Source organism: Chlorogloeopsis sp. ULAP01, assembly GCF_030381805.1.
Classification (GTDB): Bacteria; Cyanobacteriota; Cyanobacteriia; order Cyanobacteriales; family Nostocaceae; genus Chlorogloeopsis.
On record NZ_JAUDRH010000014.1, the window covers coordinates 63,041 to 81,934 of the forward strand.

Below are 18,894 nucleotides of genomic sequence, written 5' to 3' on the forward strand. Positions count from 1 at the left end.
GTACTTGAGTGATAACTTTGGAGATGAAACTGCCCTAGTGCAATTCTAGGGCTATGTATAAGTCCTAACTTAGAATTGGTATGCAATCAGTATTTCAATTAATAGACATGATTGATTCACCAAAAAACTATTTTCATCTTCAATTAAAATTGCCAACCCAAAGTAAATTTTACCGTGCGGGGTGCGCCAGGAAAAACGCGCAGATCGCTTTCACCTGCTTCAAAATATTCATTGTCAAACAAGTTCTGCACATTCAAAGCCGCTCGCAAGTTATTTCTGCGGTAAAACAAGGCTAGATCAGTACGTAAATAACTTGGTAAACTAAAGCTATTGTCTAAATCTCCTTGTCTTTCTCCTACATAAAAAAGTCCTAAACCAAATCCTAATCCTTGCAGATTTCCTGTTTGGATTTCGTAGGTACTCCACAAGCTAAAAGCGTGTTCTGGTACATTGTTGATCCGATTTCCTTCTGAAATATCATTGTCCTTAGTCACTCGTGCATCAGTGTAGGCATAGCCACCAATTATTTTCCATCCTGGTAAAATTTCACCTGTTATATCTAATTCAATTCCTCTACTTCTTTGTTCTCCTGTCTGGATAGAAAAATTAGGATCTCTAGGATCGGATGTGAGAACATTAGAGCGTGTAATTTGATATAAAGCTAGAGTTGAAGCAAGATTTTTTGTCCAATCTACTTTCATGCCAACTTCATACTGAGTTCCCCGTTCTGGTTCAAAAAGTCTTCTGTCTAAATTTGTTCCTGTAACCTGTTGAAAAGAACGGCTATAGTTAGCATATAAAGAAACTGCTTGAGTTGGTTGATAGACAAGACCAATACGAGGACTAAATGCTTCATCCTGTTGAAAAGAAGTAGTTTCACCTTGAGCATTTTCTAGTGTTTGGGTGACAATATCAAATCTTCCACCTAGAACTAATTTCAAATTGTCGAATAAGGAAATCTGGTCTTGTAAATAAATTCCTAAACCTTCAGATATTGTAGGTTCATTAGGAATTTCTTCAAGGTCTGCACCAGCACTATCACGTCGATAAATGGGATTAAAAATATCTATGGGGCCAAGTTCTCGAAAAAAGACTCTGCCTTCGTTATAAGAAACATCTCTCGACAGGTCAATACCAAACAATAGCTTGTGGTCAACACTACCTGTTTTGAAATTGCCCACAACATTTGTATCTAAATTATAAGCTTGTTGTGCAAATTTAGAAATAACTAAACCCCGTTCGAGAGTGCGATTATCTTCTAAAAGTGCTGATGGAAACAAAGAATTTTGTTCTACACTCAGGTATGAAAAATTAAAGGCATTACGTATTTGCCAGTTTTCATTAAAACGATGTTCAAAATCATAGCCAATTCGCAAAGGACGGCGATTATTTTTGTCAATTTCAGAGAAAGGCTCACCAATAAAACGATTGATTGGTATTTTACCATTGGGGTTGGGTAAGACTGTACCCACAGCAGGTAAACCCCGATCGTTTGGTTGCCGTTGCTGTGAATACTCAGCTTCTAAAGTTAATTGCGTGTTTTTACCCATCAACCAAGTTAAGCTGGGAGCAATAAAGTAACGCTCTGTGTCAAAAAAATCAACAAATGTGTCTGTCCGGAATATAGATGCGTTCAAGCGATACAGTAAAGTTCTGTCATTATTTAACGGGCCTGTAAAATCTATAGAACCACCATAGGTGTCAAAACTACCGATGGTTCCCTCAATTGAATAAAAAGGAATACTTTGAGGTTGTTTCGTGACGATATTAATTGTACCTCCGGTTCCACCTTGTCCAAACAGAACCGAAGCTGGCCCCCGCAAAACCTCTATCTGTTCAATATTATCAGTGATAACATTACTTGTGATGTTAGTATCGTCTCTCAGACCGTTGCGAATGATATTGCGGTTACTAAAACCACGAATGGTAAATCCTTCAAAAGCAGAACGTTCCGAGTTATCGGGTATAACACTTGGTGCATTTCGTAAAGCTTCATTCAAGCGCCTCACTTGTTGATCTTGTAGTACTTGTTGAGGAATCACCTGAATTGCTTGGGGTATGTCACGCAGGAGGGTATCTGTTTTAGTTGCGGTGCTGGCTGTGGGTACTAGATAGCTGTCTTGTTCACCTGTCACAACCAATTCAATTGGCTCATCACTCTCCGCCGTTGGTTGCTCTGGTTGTGTTTCACTTTCCCCTTCCCCTCCCCTTGGCAAGGGGAGGGGTGCCGTAGGCGGGGTGAGGTTCTGCGGTGGTTGTGTTGCTTCAGCAACAGGTGCAAGTTCAAAAATCAAACCTTCATCACTGTCAAATAACTCTGCTGTGGGTAAACCCGCCTCACCCGTCACTGTTACCCGCACAGTATTAGCATCAGCTTGAGTCACACTCACAGATACAATTCCTTGAACGGGATTAGCAGCGCTAAATTCTTTACCTTCTGGTAGTGCTAGAACTGCGTTGGGGATATCTGCAATATAGTTATTTTCTTCGCTTTTAATCACGGGTTTAAGTACTTCCGTTTGGGTACTTTCTAAGATGACTTCAATACCCCGATCTGTGGAATTGACTTTAACACCTGTAACCTTTACAACTTCACCCCCCTTCTGTCTCCCCTTGGTAAGGGGGGAAACAGGGGGGTATGATTGCACTAGCAATTGTGGTTGACTAGTGGAATTACGCAACTCATTTTTCGCAACAGCTGGCTGTACAAGCAATGAGATAAATGCTAATAAAATTCCTGCTGAAATAATTTCTTTTGATCGCCGAGACTCCATACCCCTCACTCCACAAAATGCAAAGGAAATATTGCGAATAATTTGCAAATACCTGTGGAAGAGTTTACGTAATTTACGATGGATAAATCTATATAGTAGACGGAGAGTTTTGAACCATCGCGGGAGAGTGTTGATAAATTTTGATATGAACCCGCAAGTAAGCAGCAAATTGCCCACGGACGAAAACCTGCTAGACTAATTCTGCAATTATCTTGATGCAGTTAGACAGCTTTTCTACCTAACCGACAATCTTGAGGAGTGATACCAAATTTACGCTTAAATGCGGCTGCAAAGTGACTTTGATTTGCATAACCAATTATATTCACTACAGTTCTTACGTTCTGCTTTTGTTCTTGTAGCAACTTTAGCGCTATTTCTAGACGATAATCACGCAAATATCCAAATACTGTAGTGCCAAACACTTCACGAAAACCATACTTTAGTTTGTTGTCATTGATACCAACTTCTCTAGCTAAGTCAATTAATGAGGGTGGATGATCGTAGTTTTTGGTTAAAATATCTCTGGCTTGATAAATTTTCTCAACATCACCAGCTTTGAGATTGATTAAGGGTTGTTTATCTCCCTCAGCCTCTAGCAATTGGGCAAACTGCAAAGCAAGTAATTCTAGTACTTTACCTTCGAGATACATTCTTTGTATCATCCCCTGATAAGGTACATTGATGATTTGCTGTAACGCTGTCTGCATTGCCAGTGTAATTTTGCCTACAGGACGATGAAAAAGCGGTGGAGACTCCCTCTCCAAAAAAGGCTGCAACTGTTTTGGCAAATACTCCAGCCCATTAATGAAGGATTTGAGGAAATCTATGTCTAAAATAATTCTAATTAAATAAATGCGATCGCCTGCAAAAAATTGCTCAATCTCTTCAATATCTGGTAGATAAAATAAGTAGTTATTCCCTACTGTTTCTCGATAATTTTCTTTGTCCTTTTTGATTCCAGGGCAAATTACTCTATGATTGCCAGCTAAATAAAATTTGGCTGTCAGCGCATAAAAATCATAGTGATTAATCTTACAACTTACTTGCTTATAATAATTCTCATCAAAAATTTCTAGACTTAATCCTGGACGAAATTCAACTACTTGATAATAACTGTTATATAAACTACTGGACAATTTCTTGATTTTGTCAAAGCCTTTAGTATTATATGAGACCTCTAAATTTTCTAGAGTTTCCTGTTCAATTTCATCGATTTGTTCTTCCGTGAGGATATTTGTCATATTTAACGGCAATTTTAGATAACAAATTGCAAGTTATTCTTAACTGCGAAAACCATTACAGTCTAATTTACAGCAATCATGGGCATATTTGCAACAAATAATTTATATCAATTAGTGGCTGTGCTTACTATACAGTCACCCCATCATGCTCTGGTATAGCTTTTTCGATGCTAGCTAGAGTCAAGTTACGAAAGAGTTTTAGTTTTGTTAGTTGAGTAACAGGTTTGCTTGCGACTCTGGTTGTGATTTCCAAAAGCGATCATCCTTGTCCAGAGAACGTTGGTCAAAAAAATAAGGTATGAGGGTATGGAGATATACCCGTGTTTACTTTGTAATCAGATTATTGCAAAATATTTTTAATAAGTTTAAGCTTTAAAGCTAATATTATCGGTCTTCAAATTCCATGAGCATGAAAGTTTCAGTTGAAGATTACTCGAACTTACTGCAACCAGTAGCATCAAGTCAAATTGTTGATGTTCAAGGCTATCATGAAAGCTGCTCTCAATATCTCAACGAATATGCTGAGGGATATCTTCAGGATATAGAGTTACGCACAGGATTTTTTCTCTCAATTGCAGAATATCAATCTTACAAACCTTTCAGGGTAGAATTTCCAGATCGCGAACATTGTGTGCAATTTTCTTTTGTAATTTCAGGCAATCTTAACTGTAATCTTGAGTCTAGCTCAGTTCGTACTGGTGAAACTGCTTTATGTGGTTGTGGGATGGCTCCAAAAACATTAGTCCAATACTCGCAATCATTGAAAACTGTTGATATTCATCTAGAACCAGATTCATTTAAGGCATTCCTTGGTATTCAAGATGGTGCCATAGCTCCAGAATTACAACATTTATTTCGCAAACCAGACCAAGAATATTTTGTTGGTGTCGGTAAAATTACCGCTCAAATACAGCTAGTGTTGCAGCAAATTATGCAATGTCCTTTTCAAGGTTTAGTCAAACGGATGTATTTGGAAAGTAAGGTTATGGAATTAATGGCTTTACGGCTACAACAAGATATGATAGGGGAGACAATTTTTTATCCCAAAAACACCTTAAAACGGCACCTAGCTGAAAGAATTTATCATGCAAAAAATATTTTAGAGCGTCATCTAGATAACCCACCTTCATTATTGGAATTAGCAGCACAAGTGGGAATTAGCCAACACCAATTAAAAGATGGATTTCAAAAAATTTTTGGTGTAAGCACTTTTCAATATTTGCATAATTATCGTATGGAGCAAGCGCGGCTACTTTTATATGAATGTGACATGAGCATAGCAGAAGTAGCAAATGCTGTAGGCTATTCGCATTTAGGGCGATTTTCTGTCAATTTTAAACGCAGATTTGGAATTTCTCCTAGTGATTGCCGCAAGGGTGTACGGTGTCTACCAAATCCCCGACTTCTCCAAGAAGCTAGGGATCTGAAAATACTGACAAACTAACTTTTTTGGATAATTATCCCTCTTTTTCGGATAGACCAGATTATAGAAAATCCCTAGACTCTGTTATACAGCCTAATTGAGAAGCTTTTTCTATAAGTCAGGTGTATACGGGGAGTGCGGGAATGATTAAGCGATCGCCTATTTTTGGGTTAATCTTTTGGTTGATGCTCTTTGCTGTGATGTTAGCTGAACCAGCACAAGCAGAAACTCTCATCAACTCTGCCAGCAGGGTGAGAAGAGATGAACAACTACTAACACTGAGTCAAAAAGAAAAATTTTCTACTAGTGCGGCGACATTGTTAGCACAGGAATCTAATAGTGTAGAGTTAGTGAAAGTAACAGGAGTCAAGCTAAATTCAACCCAGCAGGAACTAGAAGTAATTCTAGAGACTACAGGCTCAGATCAGTTGCAACCTGTGACTCGAAGTGAGGGAAATAACTTTATTGCAGATATTCCCAATGCACAGTTGGTGTTGCCGTCGGGTGATGAATTTCGGCAAGAAAACCCAGCTAGTGGAATTACAGAATTAAGTGTAACTAATATAGATGCAAATACTATCCAGGTGACAGTCACAGGTGCAGCAAGTCAACCAAAAGTAGAGTTATTTGATAGCGATCGAGGTTTAATTTTTGGGGTAGCTATCACTGCATCATCTGCACAAAACCCCACCCCGCCTACGGCACCCCTCCCCTTACCAAGGGGAGGGGAAGGGGAGGGGTCAGAACAACCAGCAGCAGAAGGTGATGAGCCAATTGAGTTGGTGGTGACAGGAGAGCAAGACGGATATTACGTGCCAGATGCCTCAGTGGGAACCAAAACCGATACCCCCTTGCGAGATATTCCTCAGTCGGTTCAGGTAGTTCCCCAACAAGTGCTAGAGGATCAGCAGGTAACGAACTTAGGCGAAGCACTAAGAAACGTAGCTGGTGTCTCTCAGGGAAACAATTCATCAACCCGTGGATTTGCTGCATTACCAGTGATCCGAGGCTTTAGAGCGGAAGATAATATCACTAGAGATGGGCTGAGAGATCCTGGCAATTTTAAATTTGCTTTTAATTCTGCTACTGTTGAGCAAATTGAGGTTCTCAAAGGCCCTGCCTCTGTTCTCTATGGACAAGGTTCGTTAGGTGGTGTTGTCAATATTATTACCAAAAAAACCCTTACAGAACCTTATTACTCAGTAGAAGCCTCTGCTGGCAGCTACAATTTTTATCGTGGTGCAATAGATTTTTCAGGCCCTCTCAATGAGACCAAAACAGTTTTGTATCGCCTGAATGTTGCCGCTCTGACAACAGAAAGTTTCATAGATTTTTATGATGAACAACAATACATCGTTGCTCCTGCCCTTACTTGGCTTGGCGATCGCACTAAATTCACACTGGCAGCCGAATATATAGAGCGGTATAAAGGTGATGGTCAAACAGGACTTCCTGTCGTGGGTACTCTACTTCCTAATCCCAACGGTCAAATCCCTCGCAACCGCTATCTTTCTGACCCATCCGCTGAAGATAATATAAAAGTATTCAGAGTAGGCTATGACCTAAAGCATCAGTTTAGCGAAGACTGGGCGCTACGCAATGTTTTCAATTACTCACAAACCAGAGCAGATAGACAACGTCCTTATACCATTGGACTTGGCGCAGATAATCGCACCATGAATAGAGGATATGTTGACAATCCTATTGATGATGATGTGGTTAATTTTGACACTTATATCGTTGGTAAGTTTCAGACAGGAAGTATTAAGCATCGACTGGTGGCAGGGTTTAATTACTTTTGGTGGAACAACTATGATTACGGCGGTGAAGGACTTGCGCAGCCAATTGATGTGTTTAACCCCGTATACAGTCAACCATATCAGGCTAGCCCAATAGATTTTATTTATGATTACGTGTCTCAATCGGAATCATTTGGCTTTTATATTCAGGATCAACTGACCTTAGCAGAAAATCTCAAACTTCTATTGGGAGGGCGCTTTGATATTGCAAACCAGAAAGGAGGAACTATTTCTGGAGGAATCGAGGCTGTCAGACAGGAAGCCTTCAGTCCGAGAGTTGGTATCGATATGGTAACTAGCCTTTTAGGATGATTGGGAACACAGGTTTTACCCATTGCGTGCTGAACTATCCGGCAGCTAACAGTGGAGGATACACCGCTGATATTAACCGGAGTATAAGCAAATCGACTCTCACAGGCTCTAATCAGAAAAATAGTGAGGCTGATAAATAAAAATAATATGATTAGACTGCTAATTCTGTTTTTCATTTGCGAAACTTTATAGCTCCCTTCTCTATATCTTGGGAAGGGACTAGATTAAACTCCTTTGCTGTGATGTGATTTGTCCAGCATTTAAACTCTAACTAAATCAGAATCAAAACTGAAAAGAAACGGTTCCTTGCACTATAAATGGTTCACCTGGGTATACATTTACTCTATTCAAAGCAGAATCCCAATAATCCACGTTGAATAGGTTTTTGAAATTAAGCGTGGCGCGGAAGCTTTCTCGTCTGTAGAAGATGGCAGCATCAGTACGAAGATAGCTCGGCAATTCAAATGTGTTAGCTAAATCGCCTTGTCTGTCTCCTACATAGAACAGTCCCACACCAAAGCCCATCCCTTTCAAGCTGCCAGATTGAATTTCGTAAGTTGTCCATAGGTTAGCGGAATGTTTCGGTATTAGATTAATACGATTTCCTTCTGGAAAAGTATTGTCTTTACTGATTTCAGCATCCGTTAAGGCATACCCCGCAATAATATTCCATCCTGGCAAGATTTCACCGGATAGGTTAAACTCAATACCCTGGCTACGCTGTTCACCTGTCTGAATGTTCCGCCCAATATTTACAAGATCCGCGGTTGTTACATTAGAACGAGTCAAGTCGAAGAAAGCGAGGGTTGCGGAAAGCCTGTTATTTAAATCTGCTTTGATGCCTACTTCGTATTGTGTACCGCGTTCTGGTTCAAATAAGCGACCATCAAAAGTTGTACCAATCACCGGAGTAAATGAGCGACTGTAGCTGGCGTAAAGCGAAATTGGTTGGATTGGTTGATAGACTCAATTCACCTTGGGCAATGTACTTGGCTTTGACGTGAAACCGATTGGAAGTACGACCTTTCTTTGGTCAGATGTTTCTCTAGGTGGGTTACCTGCATATTTAAACGATAGGACGGATGGAATAGAGCTAGTAGGAGATCAACTTCAACCAAATTTAGAGAAAATATTGTTACTTAAACCCGATTTAATTGTGGGTTGGGAAGGGGTTAAAGTAATTTATCCTCTACTGTCAAAAATTGCGCCTACTGTTTTAGGTAACTGGAAAGGTCTTCAACTATCTTGGCGAGAACATATGGATTTTACTGCTCAGGTGTTAGGCAAGAAAGAAGCTGCACAAGAAGCTTGGAATCACTATTATCAGCGAATTCAAGAATTGAAAACTGCTTTAGGAAACCGCTATCAAAACAAGGAAATCTCTATTGCCTACATAGGTGCATATGGCATAACTATATATGTAAAAAACTCATTTGATGGCTCCATTTTAGATGATGTGGGACTGCAACGTCCAAAAGCACAAGATGTGAATGTGGATGGAAGAATTGAAAACCTTTCTGAAGAAGAATTAGAGAAAGTAGATGGTGATATTTTATTTGTCATGACTGGTAACATTAAGAAAAATCAGTTATTAAAGAAAATTCAAAAAAAACCACTTTGGCAAAAACTTCGAGCAGTACAACAAAATCATGTCTACTATGTAGATGCCTCTACATGGTTAGGAGGAACTTTGCTTGCTGCTGATGCTGTGATTGATGATTTATTTAAGTACTTAGTCAACACCCCTTAAGCCTAGTAGTTTACAAATCCTGCGCTCAATCTCCTGATAAATTACCAGAAAGTTAACTCTGCAAGCTAGACAAATTAAACAATCATTATTATCCCAACTTTTCCAGGCTTGCGCTTGCGACTCACCCTAATTTCATTTATCTTGCTGCAATCCAAGCCTGCAAATCAGCCAAACTGGTAAAATCTAACAGTGCTACGCTCAAATCTTCGAGTACAGGCAAAGGTAGACTAGAAATTGAGGAGCGCATTTCTTCAGAAAGTTCTCCGAATCGCTTAGTTAGCTGTCGAATCACAAGATTAACAGTTGCTTCTTCACGTCCTTCTTCACGTCCTTCTTCCTTGATTTCTCGGTAAACTCTCGTTTCCTTGAGCGTGATTCCTAGCATTGACTCAACCTCCCTTCTGCTCAGTTGTTCAAACTTGTATACCATAATCGTCGTAATCATCTCTATTATGGCGTGACTCGCCTCTGATGAGACTTCTTGGTGAGTTCTGGTTAATAAATATCTAGCTTCTGCTGGTGCTTGTTCTTTTGCCACCGTCGTTAGCACCATTAGTGCTACCCATAAAGGTAAGGAGCGAATATTCCCTAATTCATCCAAGAATACTCGATGTACTTGTCCGCCGTTCAGTAATGAGCGATGGGGATTAATATCCCTTTGTTCTATACTGCGTGAAGGGTAAATTATCACTGCTTGCCAGTCGCTATATCTAGAACGATTACGATAAAAGTAGAGTAGAGATTCAGCAAATACCCTTTCATAAAGCTGTTCATCCTTTTGGAATTGCACCTCGCAGAAATAGACAACCCCAGCACCTTCGTCTTCTGGTGGGAGAAATACACCGTCAATTTCAAATTTGGGTTCTTTAACAGCTACTGAATCAAATCGATAAGCATTTGCATTTGCCGGGGGATTTGTCAATAGTTCAAAAAGCAAAGAGGGAGACTGTTGAAACAGTTTATAAAATATTGAGTCTCGACGCATGAAGTCTTCTATTTATTTCTTAAATCTGCGCAGTCCTATGACATATTGCATTTTAATCAAGCTTGCGTAACAAGTCTGCGAGTTGATGATCTCGATTAAATAGAACCAAAAAAGCTAAAATAACAACGCCCATTGTGGCGATCGCAACTCCTGCTGCTTGGGCAAAAATAATTACAATCTGGTAGCGTATAGCATCAGTAGGATTTGCCCCAGCCAAAATTTGACCAGTCATCATTCCCGGTAGGCTAACTAATCCCATTACCATCATCGAATTAATGGTAGGAATCATTCCAATTCTCAGAGCCTCGCGAATCGGTTGATGTGCAGCTTCCCAACGAGAAGCACCCAAAGCCAGTAACGTTTCTATTTCGTCCCGACGACTAGTCAAGTCCTCCATAAACCGATCTAAACTCAAAGATGTACCCGTAAGAGCATTACCTAAGACCATACCCAAAAGGGGAATCAGATACTGAGGCTCGTACCAAGGCTGAACACGCAAAATCCCACTCACTACGATCCCTGTCACTAAAAAAGAGCTACTCAAAAGTGAAATAAAATTATTCCAATAAATACTGGCAAACCGTCTACGCGTGCGGTTAACGCTAGATACACCAGCGATCGCCGTCATACTCAAAGCCAAAAGTATCACTAATACAGGGTTGCTCAGGGTAAATACCCATTGCAATATATACCCCACCAACAACAACTGTCCTACCATCCTGAAAGCGGCTAGACCCAAGCTTTGCTCTAATCCTAACCGCAAACCAAAGGAAAGCCCCATATTGATCAAAATAAACAAAGTCGCCAAAGCTACTTGTCCATAACCAATTTGGATATAACTGCTTGCCATTAATCTTTATTCCTTTAAAGTAATTTGGCGGTTGGTAATGCGTTCTAACTGCTTGCGATCGTGACTTGTCCAAAGATAGGCTCTGCGTGGGTTTTCATTTTGCCAAACAGCAACTAAAGCCTCTAAACTTTGGGCAGTTTCAGTATCAAGTGAAGCAGTGGGTTCATCTAGTAGTAGTACAGAAGGTGAAATTTGCAAAGCTCGCAAGAAGCCAACTATCTGTGCTTCACCACCAGAAATAGCTCTAATCGGACGCTGTAAAAAATCAGCTGGCTTATGCAAAATATGCAGGTAATCTAGAATTAACTGGCGGTTGTAAATCTGATTGTGGTGAACTGCTAATTTATAAACTCGCTGGAGATTTTCTTCTACAGTTCCTTCCCAAAGGGCTGGGCGCTGGTGCAAGTAGACAATTTGGGAACGATAGCTAGGCATAAACCAGGAATTCATAGGCTTTTGCTGAAAAATAATTTGCCCGGCTTGCACTGGATCTAAGCCAGCTAATGCCCGCAGAAGCAAGCTTTTACCCGATCCAGAAGCACCCACCACCGCTACTCGCTCCCCTGGAAACAATTGAAAACTTAGATGACTCCAGATCCACTTTTCCTCAACTCTTCTACCTAAGTCTTGTACAGAAAGAATTGGGTTGTTGGGAGACAGTTCTAACTCGGTAGTCTGGCTTTTGGTAAGTTGATTTTTCATCATGTTTAGCTCTCACTCCTCCTCCGAGTTACTCTTGTCTGACTTGCAACGCCCTGCTTTCTTCGCAGCTTCAGCCAACAGATACTCGATCTGTGCATTCACGCTTCTTAATTCATCTGCCGACCATTTCTCCAGTATCTCGTAAAGTTTCTCATCTAGACGCAACAAGAATCGTTTTTTTTGTCCCATGTCCTAGTTATAAAGCGTACCAGCATTGATAACGGGTTGGGCAGTTTGCTCAGAGGTAAGAACAACCAACAAGTTATTAATCATAGAAGCTTTGCGCTCGTCATCCAAGTTAACCATTTGTTCTTGGCTGAGACGATTCAAGGCTTCATTCACCATCCCCACTGCACCCTCAACAATCTGTCGCCGCGCATCAATTAAGGCTTTTGCTTGCTGTCGTCGCAGCATCATCTGAGCGATTTCTGGTGCATAGGCAAGATGCGAGAGCCGCGCTTCTATCACTTCTACGCCCGTTACTTCCAAACGGGCTTGGAGTTCGTTTTGCAAAGCGTGAGCGATTTCATCGGGAATTCCTCGCAGTGAAGGAATTTCTGTGTCATTTGGACTGTCGTAGGGATATCGAATCGCTAAAGAGCGAATGGCAGTTTCACTTTGGATGGCGACAAATTCTTCATAATCATCTACTGCAAACTTTGACTTAGCTGAATCGAAAACCTGCCAGACGACAACCGCCGCTATTTCAATCGGACTTCCTTCGGCATCGTTAACTTTGATGATTTTGCTGTTGAAGTTGCGAACCCGCAGCGAAATCTTGTGCTTGCTAGCAAAGGGATTTGTCCACCAAAAGCCAGATTCACGAACGGTTCCCATGTATTTCCCAAACAGCACTAACACCACCGCTTGATTAGGCTCAACAGTAAAGAAGCCCGACAAAGACGGGATGACAATCACCAGGAGTGTAGCAGCCAACCAAGCAATAACCTCTGCAACGGTATCATCACCACCGATAAAATCAGTAACTTTCAAACCCCTTGCCAGTAAAGCTTCTAACCCCTGCACACTAGACAAAAGATACCATCCTCCCGCCAGCGCGATCGCTATTATCACAGCCAACATTATGAAGCCGTTGATTTTGAACGCCGGAAATTCCTTTATTTTTTGTTCCATAGTTTTTATAGTGGCTAACTCATATCAAAATGATATCATCGTAATATTAAAAAGTAGCGGTCTGATATGAGGAAGAGTCAAGCGATCGCTTAAATCTTAGATATTTATCTGTGTATTTTTTTACACACTAGATATTTTGGTGTTGCTGATTAGTTTATGAAAATTATTTTGCGTAATCCCAAAATCTTTGCCCAGACGCGATATATCGTGTCTCTACTCCTGGGGTAGAGAAATTGCTACTGCTAAAGACGCACCGCGTTTTTTGATCTAGTTTGGTTATCAATATTGGATCACACAGGATGTAGGATTGGAGAGCTTTTAGCACCTAAATTTATACCAGCAAAGAGTCATATCTTATAGCTCCAGCTTCAAAGAGCTTTTGGAACATCTGTTTGCTCGAAGACATTTTTGAGTAGAGTTAAACCTTCTTCAATTTGTGATACTTGTTCCGGTGTCAAATTCTCTAGAATATTGGCAATATGAGCACGAGTTTTGTCTTGAGATTCCTCTAAAAGCTGTTTTCCTTGTTGAGTTAAATTCAGAACAACTCGCCGCCGTTCCTGGGGATGATCTGTGCGTTGTACTAAATTGCGCTGTACTAATCGTTCGATTGTTGTGGATGCCGTAGCACAGGTAACACCAAGATGTTCTGCCACCTCAGATAAAGAAGCACCAGGATTGCGTTTGAGAAATGCTAGCGATCGCAGCTGAGGTATAGATAGAGAATCAGCACTGTGAGTACGCATATCTGCTCGAATAAACCGCATCAATAATGGGATAGTATCCATCACTCTGGCTGCACATTCTTGAGATGGTTTACCGAGCTTCATTGGGTTATTATTCTCCTGATTACATCGCCACCCGTGGATAAAGCCGTCCACAGATAATAGTCAAGCCTATTAATGTTAGCAAGAGAATGATACAGTCTAGACTAAATCCATAAAGGCTGGAACCATTTTCTAGCATTGTACCGCGTAAAGCATCAACTTGATAAGTTAAGGGATTGACTTGGGAGAGAAACTGCAACCATGTTGGCATCAGGGAGATAGGATAAATGGCATTACTAGCAAAAAACAACGGCATTGTTAATAATTGTCCAATTCCTGTAAACCTTTCTCTGGTTTTGACTAGGCAACCAATGATTAATGAAAAAATGCAAAAACAACCCGCTCCTAACAGCACAATCACTAGAACTTGGAGTAAAGCTAAGGGATGAAAATTAAGTTTGACACCCAAAAGCAACGCCAATCCGTAAATAATTGCTATCTGTGGTAAGCATCTTACCCCACAACCAAGGGCTTTACCCAACACCATCGCTGCGCGGGGAATAGGACTAGCAAGGAATTTATGCACAATTCCTAAATCTCGCTCCCAAATCAATGTCATCCCACCAGTGAAAATTGCCACAAACAGCACACTCTGAGCCAAAATGCCAGGAGCCATAAAATCTAAATAGGATAAGCTACCTGTAGGAATGGCACGAGTACGAGTGAAAACTTGTCCAAAAATCAATAACCATAATGCCGGTTGTACACCCCGGATCAATAAGTCACTTGGATCGTGACGGAGTTTACGCACTTCTAGTTCAGCAATCACAAGAGTTTTGTTTACTAGTTTTGCGATCGCATAAATAAAATTACCTAATTTTGAGCGTTGAGGTTTAACCCAACCGTTGAGCATTACGTCTGGTTTTTGCGGTGTCATGATAACCAACTCCCGATTCTAATTCATCCCCTGTGTAATAGATAAAGACATCATCTAAGGTTGCGTTAGGTTTACCTATGGCAGTTTTTAAGTCTGCGGGTGCGCCAGTGACAACTTCTCTACCCCGATTCATAATTGCGACTCGGCTACAAAGATGATCGGCTTCTTCTAAAAAATGGGTAGTTAAAAATATAGTTGTACCGTAATTAGCACAGAGTTGTTGTACCAGATGCCATACCTGAGTACGTGCAATTGGATCTAGTCCAACAGTTGGCTCATCTAAAAATAAAATCTGCGGTCGATGCAAGACGGATTGGGCTATTTCTAATTTGCGAATCATGCCACCAGAGTAGTTTCTTACCAAGCGATGAGCTGCTTCATGCAAACCCATGAACTCCAGTACATCATGGATACGTCGTTGACGTTGCCTAGCCGGAATATCGTATAACTTGGCAAAGATTAAAAGATTTTCATAGCCTGTCAGACTACCATCAGCAGAAAGAGCTTGAGGTACGTAACCGATAACTTTTCTGACATCAGTAGATTGATGAGTGACATCATAATCAGCTATGGTTGCTTGTCCACTGCTTGGTGGTAGTAAGGTAGTCAGCATCTTAATTACTGTACTTTTACCTGCTCCATTCGGGCCAAGTAAGCCAAATACTTCTCCCCCGCCTACGCAGATATTCAAAGCATCAACGGCTGTAAATTTACCAAAGCGGCGCGTCAGTTCTTGGGTTTTTAATATGAGCGATTTTGGAACGGTGACTGGTGTTGCTATTGTCACGAGCAGAATGTACTTCCTTTTAAAAATATTTAGCAAACCTAATTATTAGGTTCTCATATTTTATCTCAAAGTCAAGTTTATGCTCCTCACTTTGTAGTCAGCTTGCATTTCTATAAATTTTTATTAAAGTCATAAAATTTGCACATTCTTGACTGGGATTATGGTGATTGGTCTTGCTATTTGATTTAAATATCTGTAGTATCTATTACTAAACCATAAATACTAATACTCTACTGATTAACTGTAGATGAAATTAAGGAGCCTAGAGTCAGTATGTGGCCGGATATCTGGAATCGATGGAAACGCACCTCTTTGAGAAGCTTTGTCTCGCTGTTTTTGGTAGGAGTTATTCTAAGTGTAGCGATCGCGTCCTGTGGCGGTAACGGACAGAATGCGACAACTACTAATGGTAGTGGAGCCAGTCCAGTAGCAGCCAACAAGCGAGATGTTGAACTGACTTTAGTCTCCTTTGCTGTGACAAAAGCAGCTCATGATGCGATCATTCCCAAGTTTGTGGAAAAATGGAAGCAAGAACATAACCAAAACGTCTCTTTTAGACCAAGTTACGGTGGTTCTGGTTCCCAAACCCGTGCTGTAATTGATGGCTTAGAAGCAGATATCGTACATCTGGCTTTGGCTTTGGATGTGAAACGAATTGAGCAAGCTGGATTAATTCAACCAGGATGGGACAAAGAAGTTCCCAACAATGGGATTGTCTCAAAATCTGTAGCAGCTTTAATCACTCGTGACGGTAATCCTAAAAATCTCAAAACCTGGGAAGATTTAGGTAGAGATGGTGTGCAGGTAATTACTGCCGATCCGAAAACTTCTGGAATTGCGCGTTGGAACTTCCTAACTTTATGGAATGCAGCAATTCAATCTGGGGGTGGAGAAGAAAAAGCCTTAGATTTTATTACCAAAGTCTACACCCGAAATGTACCTTTGCTAACTAAAGATGCCCGTGAAGCAACGGATGCATTCTTTAAACAAGGTCAAGGTGATGCTTTGATTAACTATGAAAATGAAATTCTCTTGGCATCCCAACAAGGTCAAAAAGTTAACTACACTATCCCACCAGTAAATATTTCGATTGATAACCCCATAGCTGTGGTTGATCGAAACGTTGATAAACACGGAACCCGCGAGGTAGCACAAGCTTTTGTGGAATATTTGTTTACTCCCGAAGCCCAAGCAGAATTTGCCAAAATAGGCTTCCGTCCAGCAGATGAGACAAAACTGCAAACAAAGGAACTGGCTGACAAATATCCTAAAGTAGAAAGATTAGCTTCAGTAGCAGACTACGGTGGCTGGGAAGCTGTTCAGAAGAAATTTTTTGATGATGGGGCAATTTTTGACCAAATTCAGGCAAAGAGAAGGTGATTTAAGGGGCTAAGGATCAGGGAGAGTGGGAGATGAGGGAGATGAGGGAGATGGGGAAGAATTTACTCTTATTACTTCCTCACCTCTCTCAACACCCTCAACTCCGTGTCCCCGTGTCCCCACCTCCCCGTGTCACCTTATCCTCTTCTTCCCAATCCCCAATTCCCGATGCCCATTTCTGAGAATAGCTATGGCTGTATCCTCGCATTCACAACAATTTCCTCCCAATTACAGATCTAAGCGTCAGTCACTGCTAGAGACAATAGCTCAGATTCCCTGGACGTGGGTAGTGACTTACGTATATCTAGGTATTATGTTGCTAGTACCAATGCTAGCGATGTTTACAAAAGCCGCTACTGAAAGTCCTGAGAACATTTGGAGAATTGCTACTAGCCCGATCGCTTTGGCGACTTATGATGTCACTTTTGTGACTGCTACCTTTAGTGCTTTGTTGAATGGAGTCTTTGGTAGCATCCTTGCTTGGGTTCTAGTACGCTACGACTTTAACTTGTCCATTGGTAGATTCACTCTGCCGATTAAAAATTTCATTGATGCCTCCCTCGATTTACCCTTTGCCCTCCCGACAGCAGTTACGGGTTTAACCTTAGCGACAGTCTACAGTAACAATGGTTGGATTGGTTCTTGGCTGGCTCCTTTTGGTATTAAGGTATCTTTTACCCGTTTAGGGGTAGCAGTCGCTATGACATTTATCTCCTTACCATTTGTTGTCCGCACAGTACAACCAGTTCTCCAGGAAATGGAAAGGGAAGTGGAAGAAGCTGCTTGGAGTTTGGGCGCTTCCAAATGGCAGACTTTCTGGAAAGTTATATTTCCCCCCTTGTTTCCGACAATTTTGACTGGCGTCGCCTTGGGTTTTTCCCGTGCTGTTGGTGAGTATGGTTCGGTAGTCATTATTGCTTCTAACACGCCTTTTCGAGATTTGATTGCACCTGTGTTGATTTTCCAGCGTCTAGAACAGTATGACTACTCTGGCGCAACTGTGATTGGCGTAGTGTTGTTGTTGATTTCATTGATTATGCTGCTGTGCATTAATCTTTTACAAGCTTGGGGTAGACGTTATGACGTTAAGTGAGAAAACCGATCCTTCAGCCAAAAAGCAACGAAATTGGGCTGCCACCATTCTGATTGGGATTTCCATCATCTATTTATTGTTCATTCTGTATATCCCAACGCTGAATCTGTTTTATTTTGCCTTTCGGAATGGAATTGGCCCGTTTTTTGCCAATATGACTACCCCAGCATTTCTTCATGCTGCCTGGCTCACCTTTATACTGTCTGTCATTACCTTGCCTTTGAACACCATTTTTGGGCTGTGTGCGGCTTGGGCGATCGCTCGTAATCAATTCCCCGGACGCGCCTTCCTATTAAGTCTAATTGACTTGCCGTTTTCGATTTCACCTGTTGTGGCTGGGTTAATGATCATCCTACTTTATGGACGACAAGGATGGTTTGGTGAATTTTTACAGGAGCAAGGGATTAGAGTTGTCTTTGCTTTTCCTGGAATAGTGCTAGCAACAGCATTTGTCAGTATGCCTTTTGTCGCTAGAGAAGTAATTCCAGTATTGGAAGAAATGGGCAAAGAACAAGAAGAAGCAGCAAAAACACTAGGGGCAAATGGTTGGCAGATTTTTTGGCGGGTTACTTTGCCTCATATCCGTTGGGGAGTTCTCTATGGTTTAATTTTGACAAACGCCAGGGCAATGGGTGAATTCGGTGCTGTTGCCGTAGTATCGGGCAATATCCGTGGTAGAACCCAGAGTTTACCTCTGTTTATTGAAGATGCTTATAAACAGTACGAAACTCAAGCTGCCTTCTCAGCAGCAGTTTTATTGGCACTGTTAGCAGTGGTAACAGTGATCTTGAAGGAAATTTTGGAGCGCAGAACCCATTCTAATCGACGTACACACTGATTCTGCTGTGATGTGTGGAGTGTTTGTATGTAAATTTCACCTGCATTCATCGAATGTTCTTTTATTAGTTCATTCGTTTTTGAAAGCAACAGCACGCGGCTGCGTGTAAGTTTGTATATTCC

The 18,894-nt window shown here is 41.1% G+C and carries 15 protein-coding genes and 1 pseudogene; 6 read left to right on the plus strand and 10 right to left on the minus strand.

Annotation, left to right across the window (positions count from 1 at the left end):
* Nucleotides 1–143: 143 nt before the first annotated feature.
* Both QUB80_RS24970 and QUB80_RS24975 read right to left on the minus strand, forming a co-directional pair.
* Entirely contained in the window at nt 144–2,774 is a 2,631-nt protein-coding gene (locus tag QUB80_RS24970; protein WP_289792180.1) for a TonB-dependent receptor, read from the minus strand.
* Nucleotides 2,775–2,995: 221 nt separating this feature from the next.
* A complete protein-coding gene (locus QUB80_RS24975) occupies nt 2,996–4,015 on the minus strand; it encodes a helix-turn-helix domain-containing protein (RefSeq protein WP_289792181.1) in 1,020 nt (339 codons plus the stop codon).
* A gap of 409 nt (nt 4,016–4,424) precedes the next feature.
* Here QUB80_RS24975 and QUB80_RS24980 point away from each other — a divergent pair, with 409 nt between their 5' ends.
* Nucleotides 4,425–5,459 (plus strand): AraC family transcriptional regulator, encoded by a 1,035-nt coding sequence (locus QUB80_RS24980; RefSeq protein WP_289792182.1) that lies wholly within the window; start codon nt 4,425–4,427, stop codon nt 5,457–5,459.
* 122 nt (nt 5,460–5,581) lie between these two features.
* The gene (locus tag QUB80_RS24985) at nt 5,582–7,549 is read left to right on the plus strand and encodes a TonB-dependent siderophore receptor (protein WP_289792183.1); all 1,968 of its coding nucleotides are present in this window, start codon (nt 5,582–5,584) and stop codon (nt 7,547–7,549) included.
* 282 nt (nt 7,550–7,831) lie between these two features.
* On the opposite strand, the pseudogene QUB80_RS24990 reads toward QUB80_RS24985, so the two are convergent.
* Nucleotides 7,832–8,515 (minus strand): annotated as a pseudogene (locus QUB80_RS24990) (TonB-dependent siderophore receptor); the annotation flags it as partial.
* A 10-nt stretch (nt 8,516–8,525) separates the two neighbouring features.
* On the opposite strand from QUB80_RS24990, the gene QUB80_RS24995 reads away from it, so the two are divergent.
* A complete protein-coding gene (locus QUB80_RS24995) occupies nt 8,526–9,299 on the plus strand; it encodes an iron-siderophore ABC transporter substrate-binding protein (RefSeq protein ID WP_289792184.1) in 774 nt (257 codons plus the stop codon).
* 136 nt (nt 9,300–9,435) lie between these two features.
* On the opposite strand, the gene QUB80_RS25000 is transcribed toward QUB80_RS24995, so the two are convergent.
* The 7 genes from QUB80_RS25000 to QUB80_RS25030 form a co-directional block, all read right to left on the minus strand.
* Entirely contained in the window at nt 9,436–10,284 is an 849-nt protein-coding gene (locus QUB80_RS25000; protein WP_289792185.1) for an Rpn family recombination-promoting nuclease/putative transposase, read from the minus strand.
* A 52-nt stretch (nt 10,285–10,336) separates the two neighbouring features.
* Complete coding sequence (locus QUB80_RS25005) at nt 10,337–11,134, minus strand: ABC transporter permease (protein WP_289792186.1); 798 nt, start codon at nt 11,132–11,134, stop codon at nt 10,337–10,339.
* Between the two features lie 6 nt (nt 11,135–11,140).
* Nucleotides 11,141–11,839, minus strand: a complete 699-nt coding sequence (locus QUB80_RS25010; RefSeq protein WP_289792187.1) for an ABC transporter ATP-binding protein — start codon at nt 11,837–11,839, stop codon at nt 11,141–11,143.
* Nucleotides 11,840–12,028: 189 nt separating this feature from the next.
* Nucleotides 12,029–12,970, minus strand: coding sequence for an SPFH domain-containing protein (locus QUB80_RS25015; protein ID WP_289792188.1), 942 nt, complete (start codon nt 12,968–12,970; stop codon nt 12,029–12,031).
* 368 nt (nt 12,971–13,338) lie between these two features.
* A complete protein-coding gene (locus QUB80_RS25020; protein WP_289792189.1) occupies nt 13,339–13,800 on the minus strand; it encodes a MarR family winged helix-turn-helix transcriptional regulator in 462 nt (153 codons plus the stop codon).
* A 19-nt stretch (nt 13,801–13,819) separates the two neighbouring features.
* The gene (locus tag QUB80_RS25025; protein WP_289792190.1) at nt 13,820–14,674 is read right to left on the minus strand and encodes an ABC transporter permease; all 855 of its coding nucleotides are present in this window, start codon (nt 14,672–14,674) and stop codon (nt 13,820–13,822) included.
* Nucleotides 14,631–15,470 (minus strand): ATP-binding cassette domain-containing protein, encoded by an 840-nt coding sequence (locus QUB80_RS25030; protein WP_502875328.1) that lies wholly within the window; start codon nt 15,468–15,470, stop codon nt 14,631–14,633. Before QUB80_RS25030 ends, QUB80_RS25025 begins: the two co-directional genes overlap by 44 nt.
* A 264-nt stretch (nt 15,471–15,734) precedes the next feature.
* Here QUB80_RS25030 and QUB80_RS25035 point away from each other — a divergent pair, with 264 nt between their 5' ends.
* The 3 genes from QUB80_RS25035 to cysW all read left to right on the plus strand — a co-directional run bounded on the left by QUB80_RS25035 (nt 15,735) and on the right by cysW (nt 18,772).
* Complete coding sequence (locus tag QUB80_RS25035; RefSeq protein ID WP_289792192.1) at nt 15,735–16,841, plus strand: sulfate ABC transporter substrate-binding protein; 1,107 nt, start codon at nt 15,735–15,737, stop codon at nt 16,839–16,841.
* Nucleotides 16,842–17,031: 190 nt separating this feature from the next.
* Nucleotides 17,032–17,934 carry a sulfate ABC transporter permease subunit CysT gene (gene cysT / locus QUB80_RS25040; RefSeq protein ID WP_289792193.1) on the plus strand — a complete coding sequence of 301 codons (903 nt, stop codon included), beginning with the start codon at nt 17,032–17,034 and terminating at the stop codon, nt 17,932–17,934.
* Complete coding sequence (gene cysW, locus QUB80_RS25045) at nt 17,921–18,772, plus strand: sulfate ABC transporter permease subunit CysW (protein WP_289792194.1); 852 nt, start codon at nt 17,921–17,923, stop codon at nt 18,770–18,772. The genes cysT and cysW overlap by 14 nt, the downstream gene beginning before the upstream one ends.
* Nucleotides 18,773–18,894: the final 122 nt, after the last annotated feature.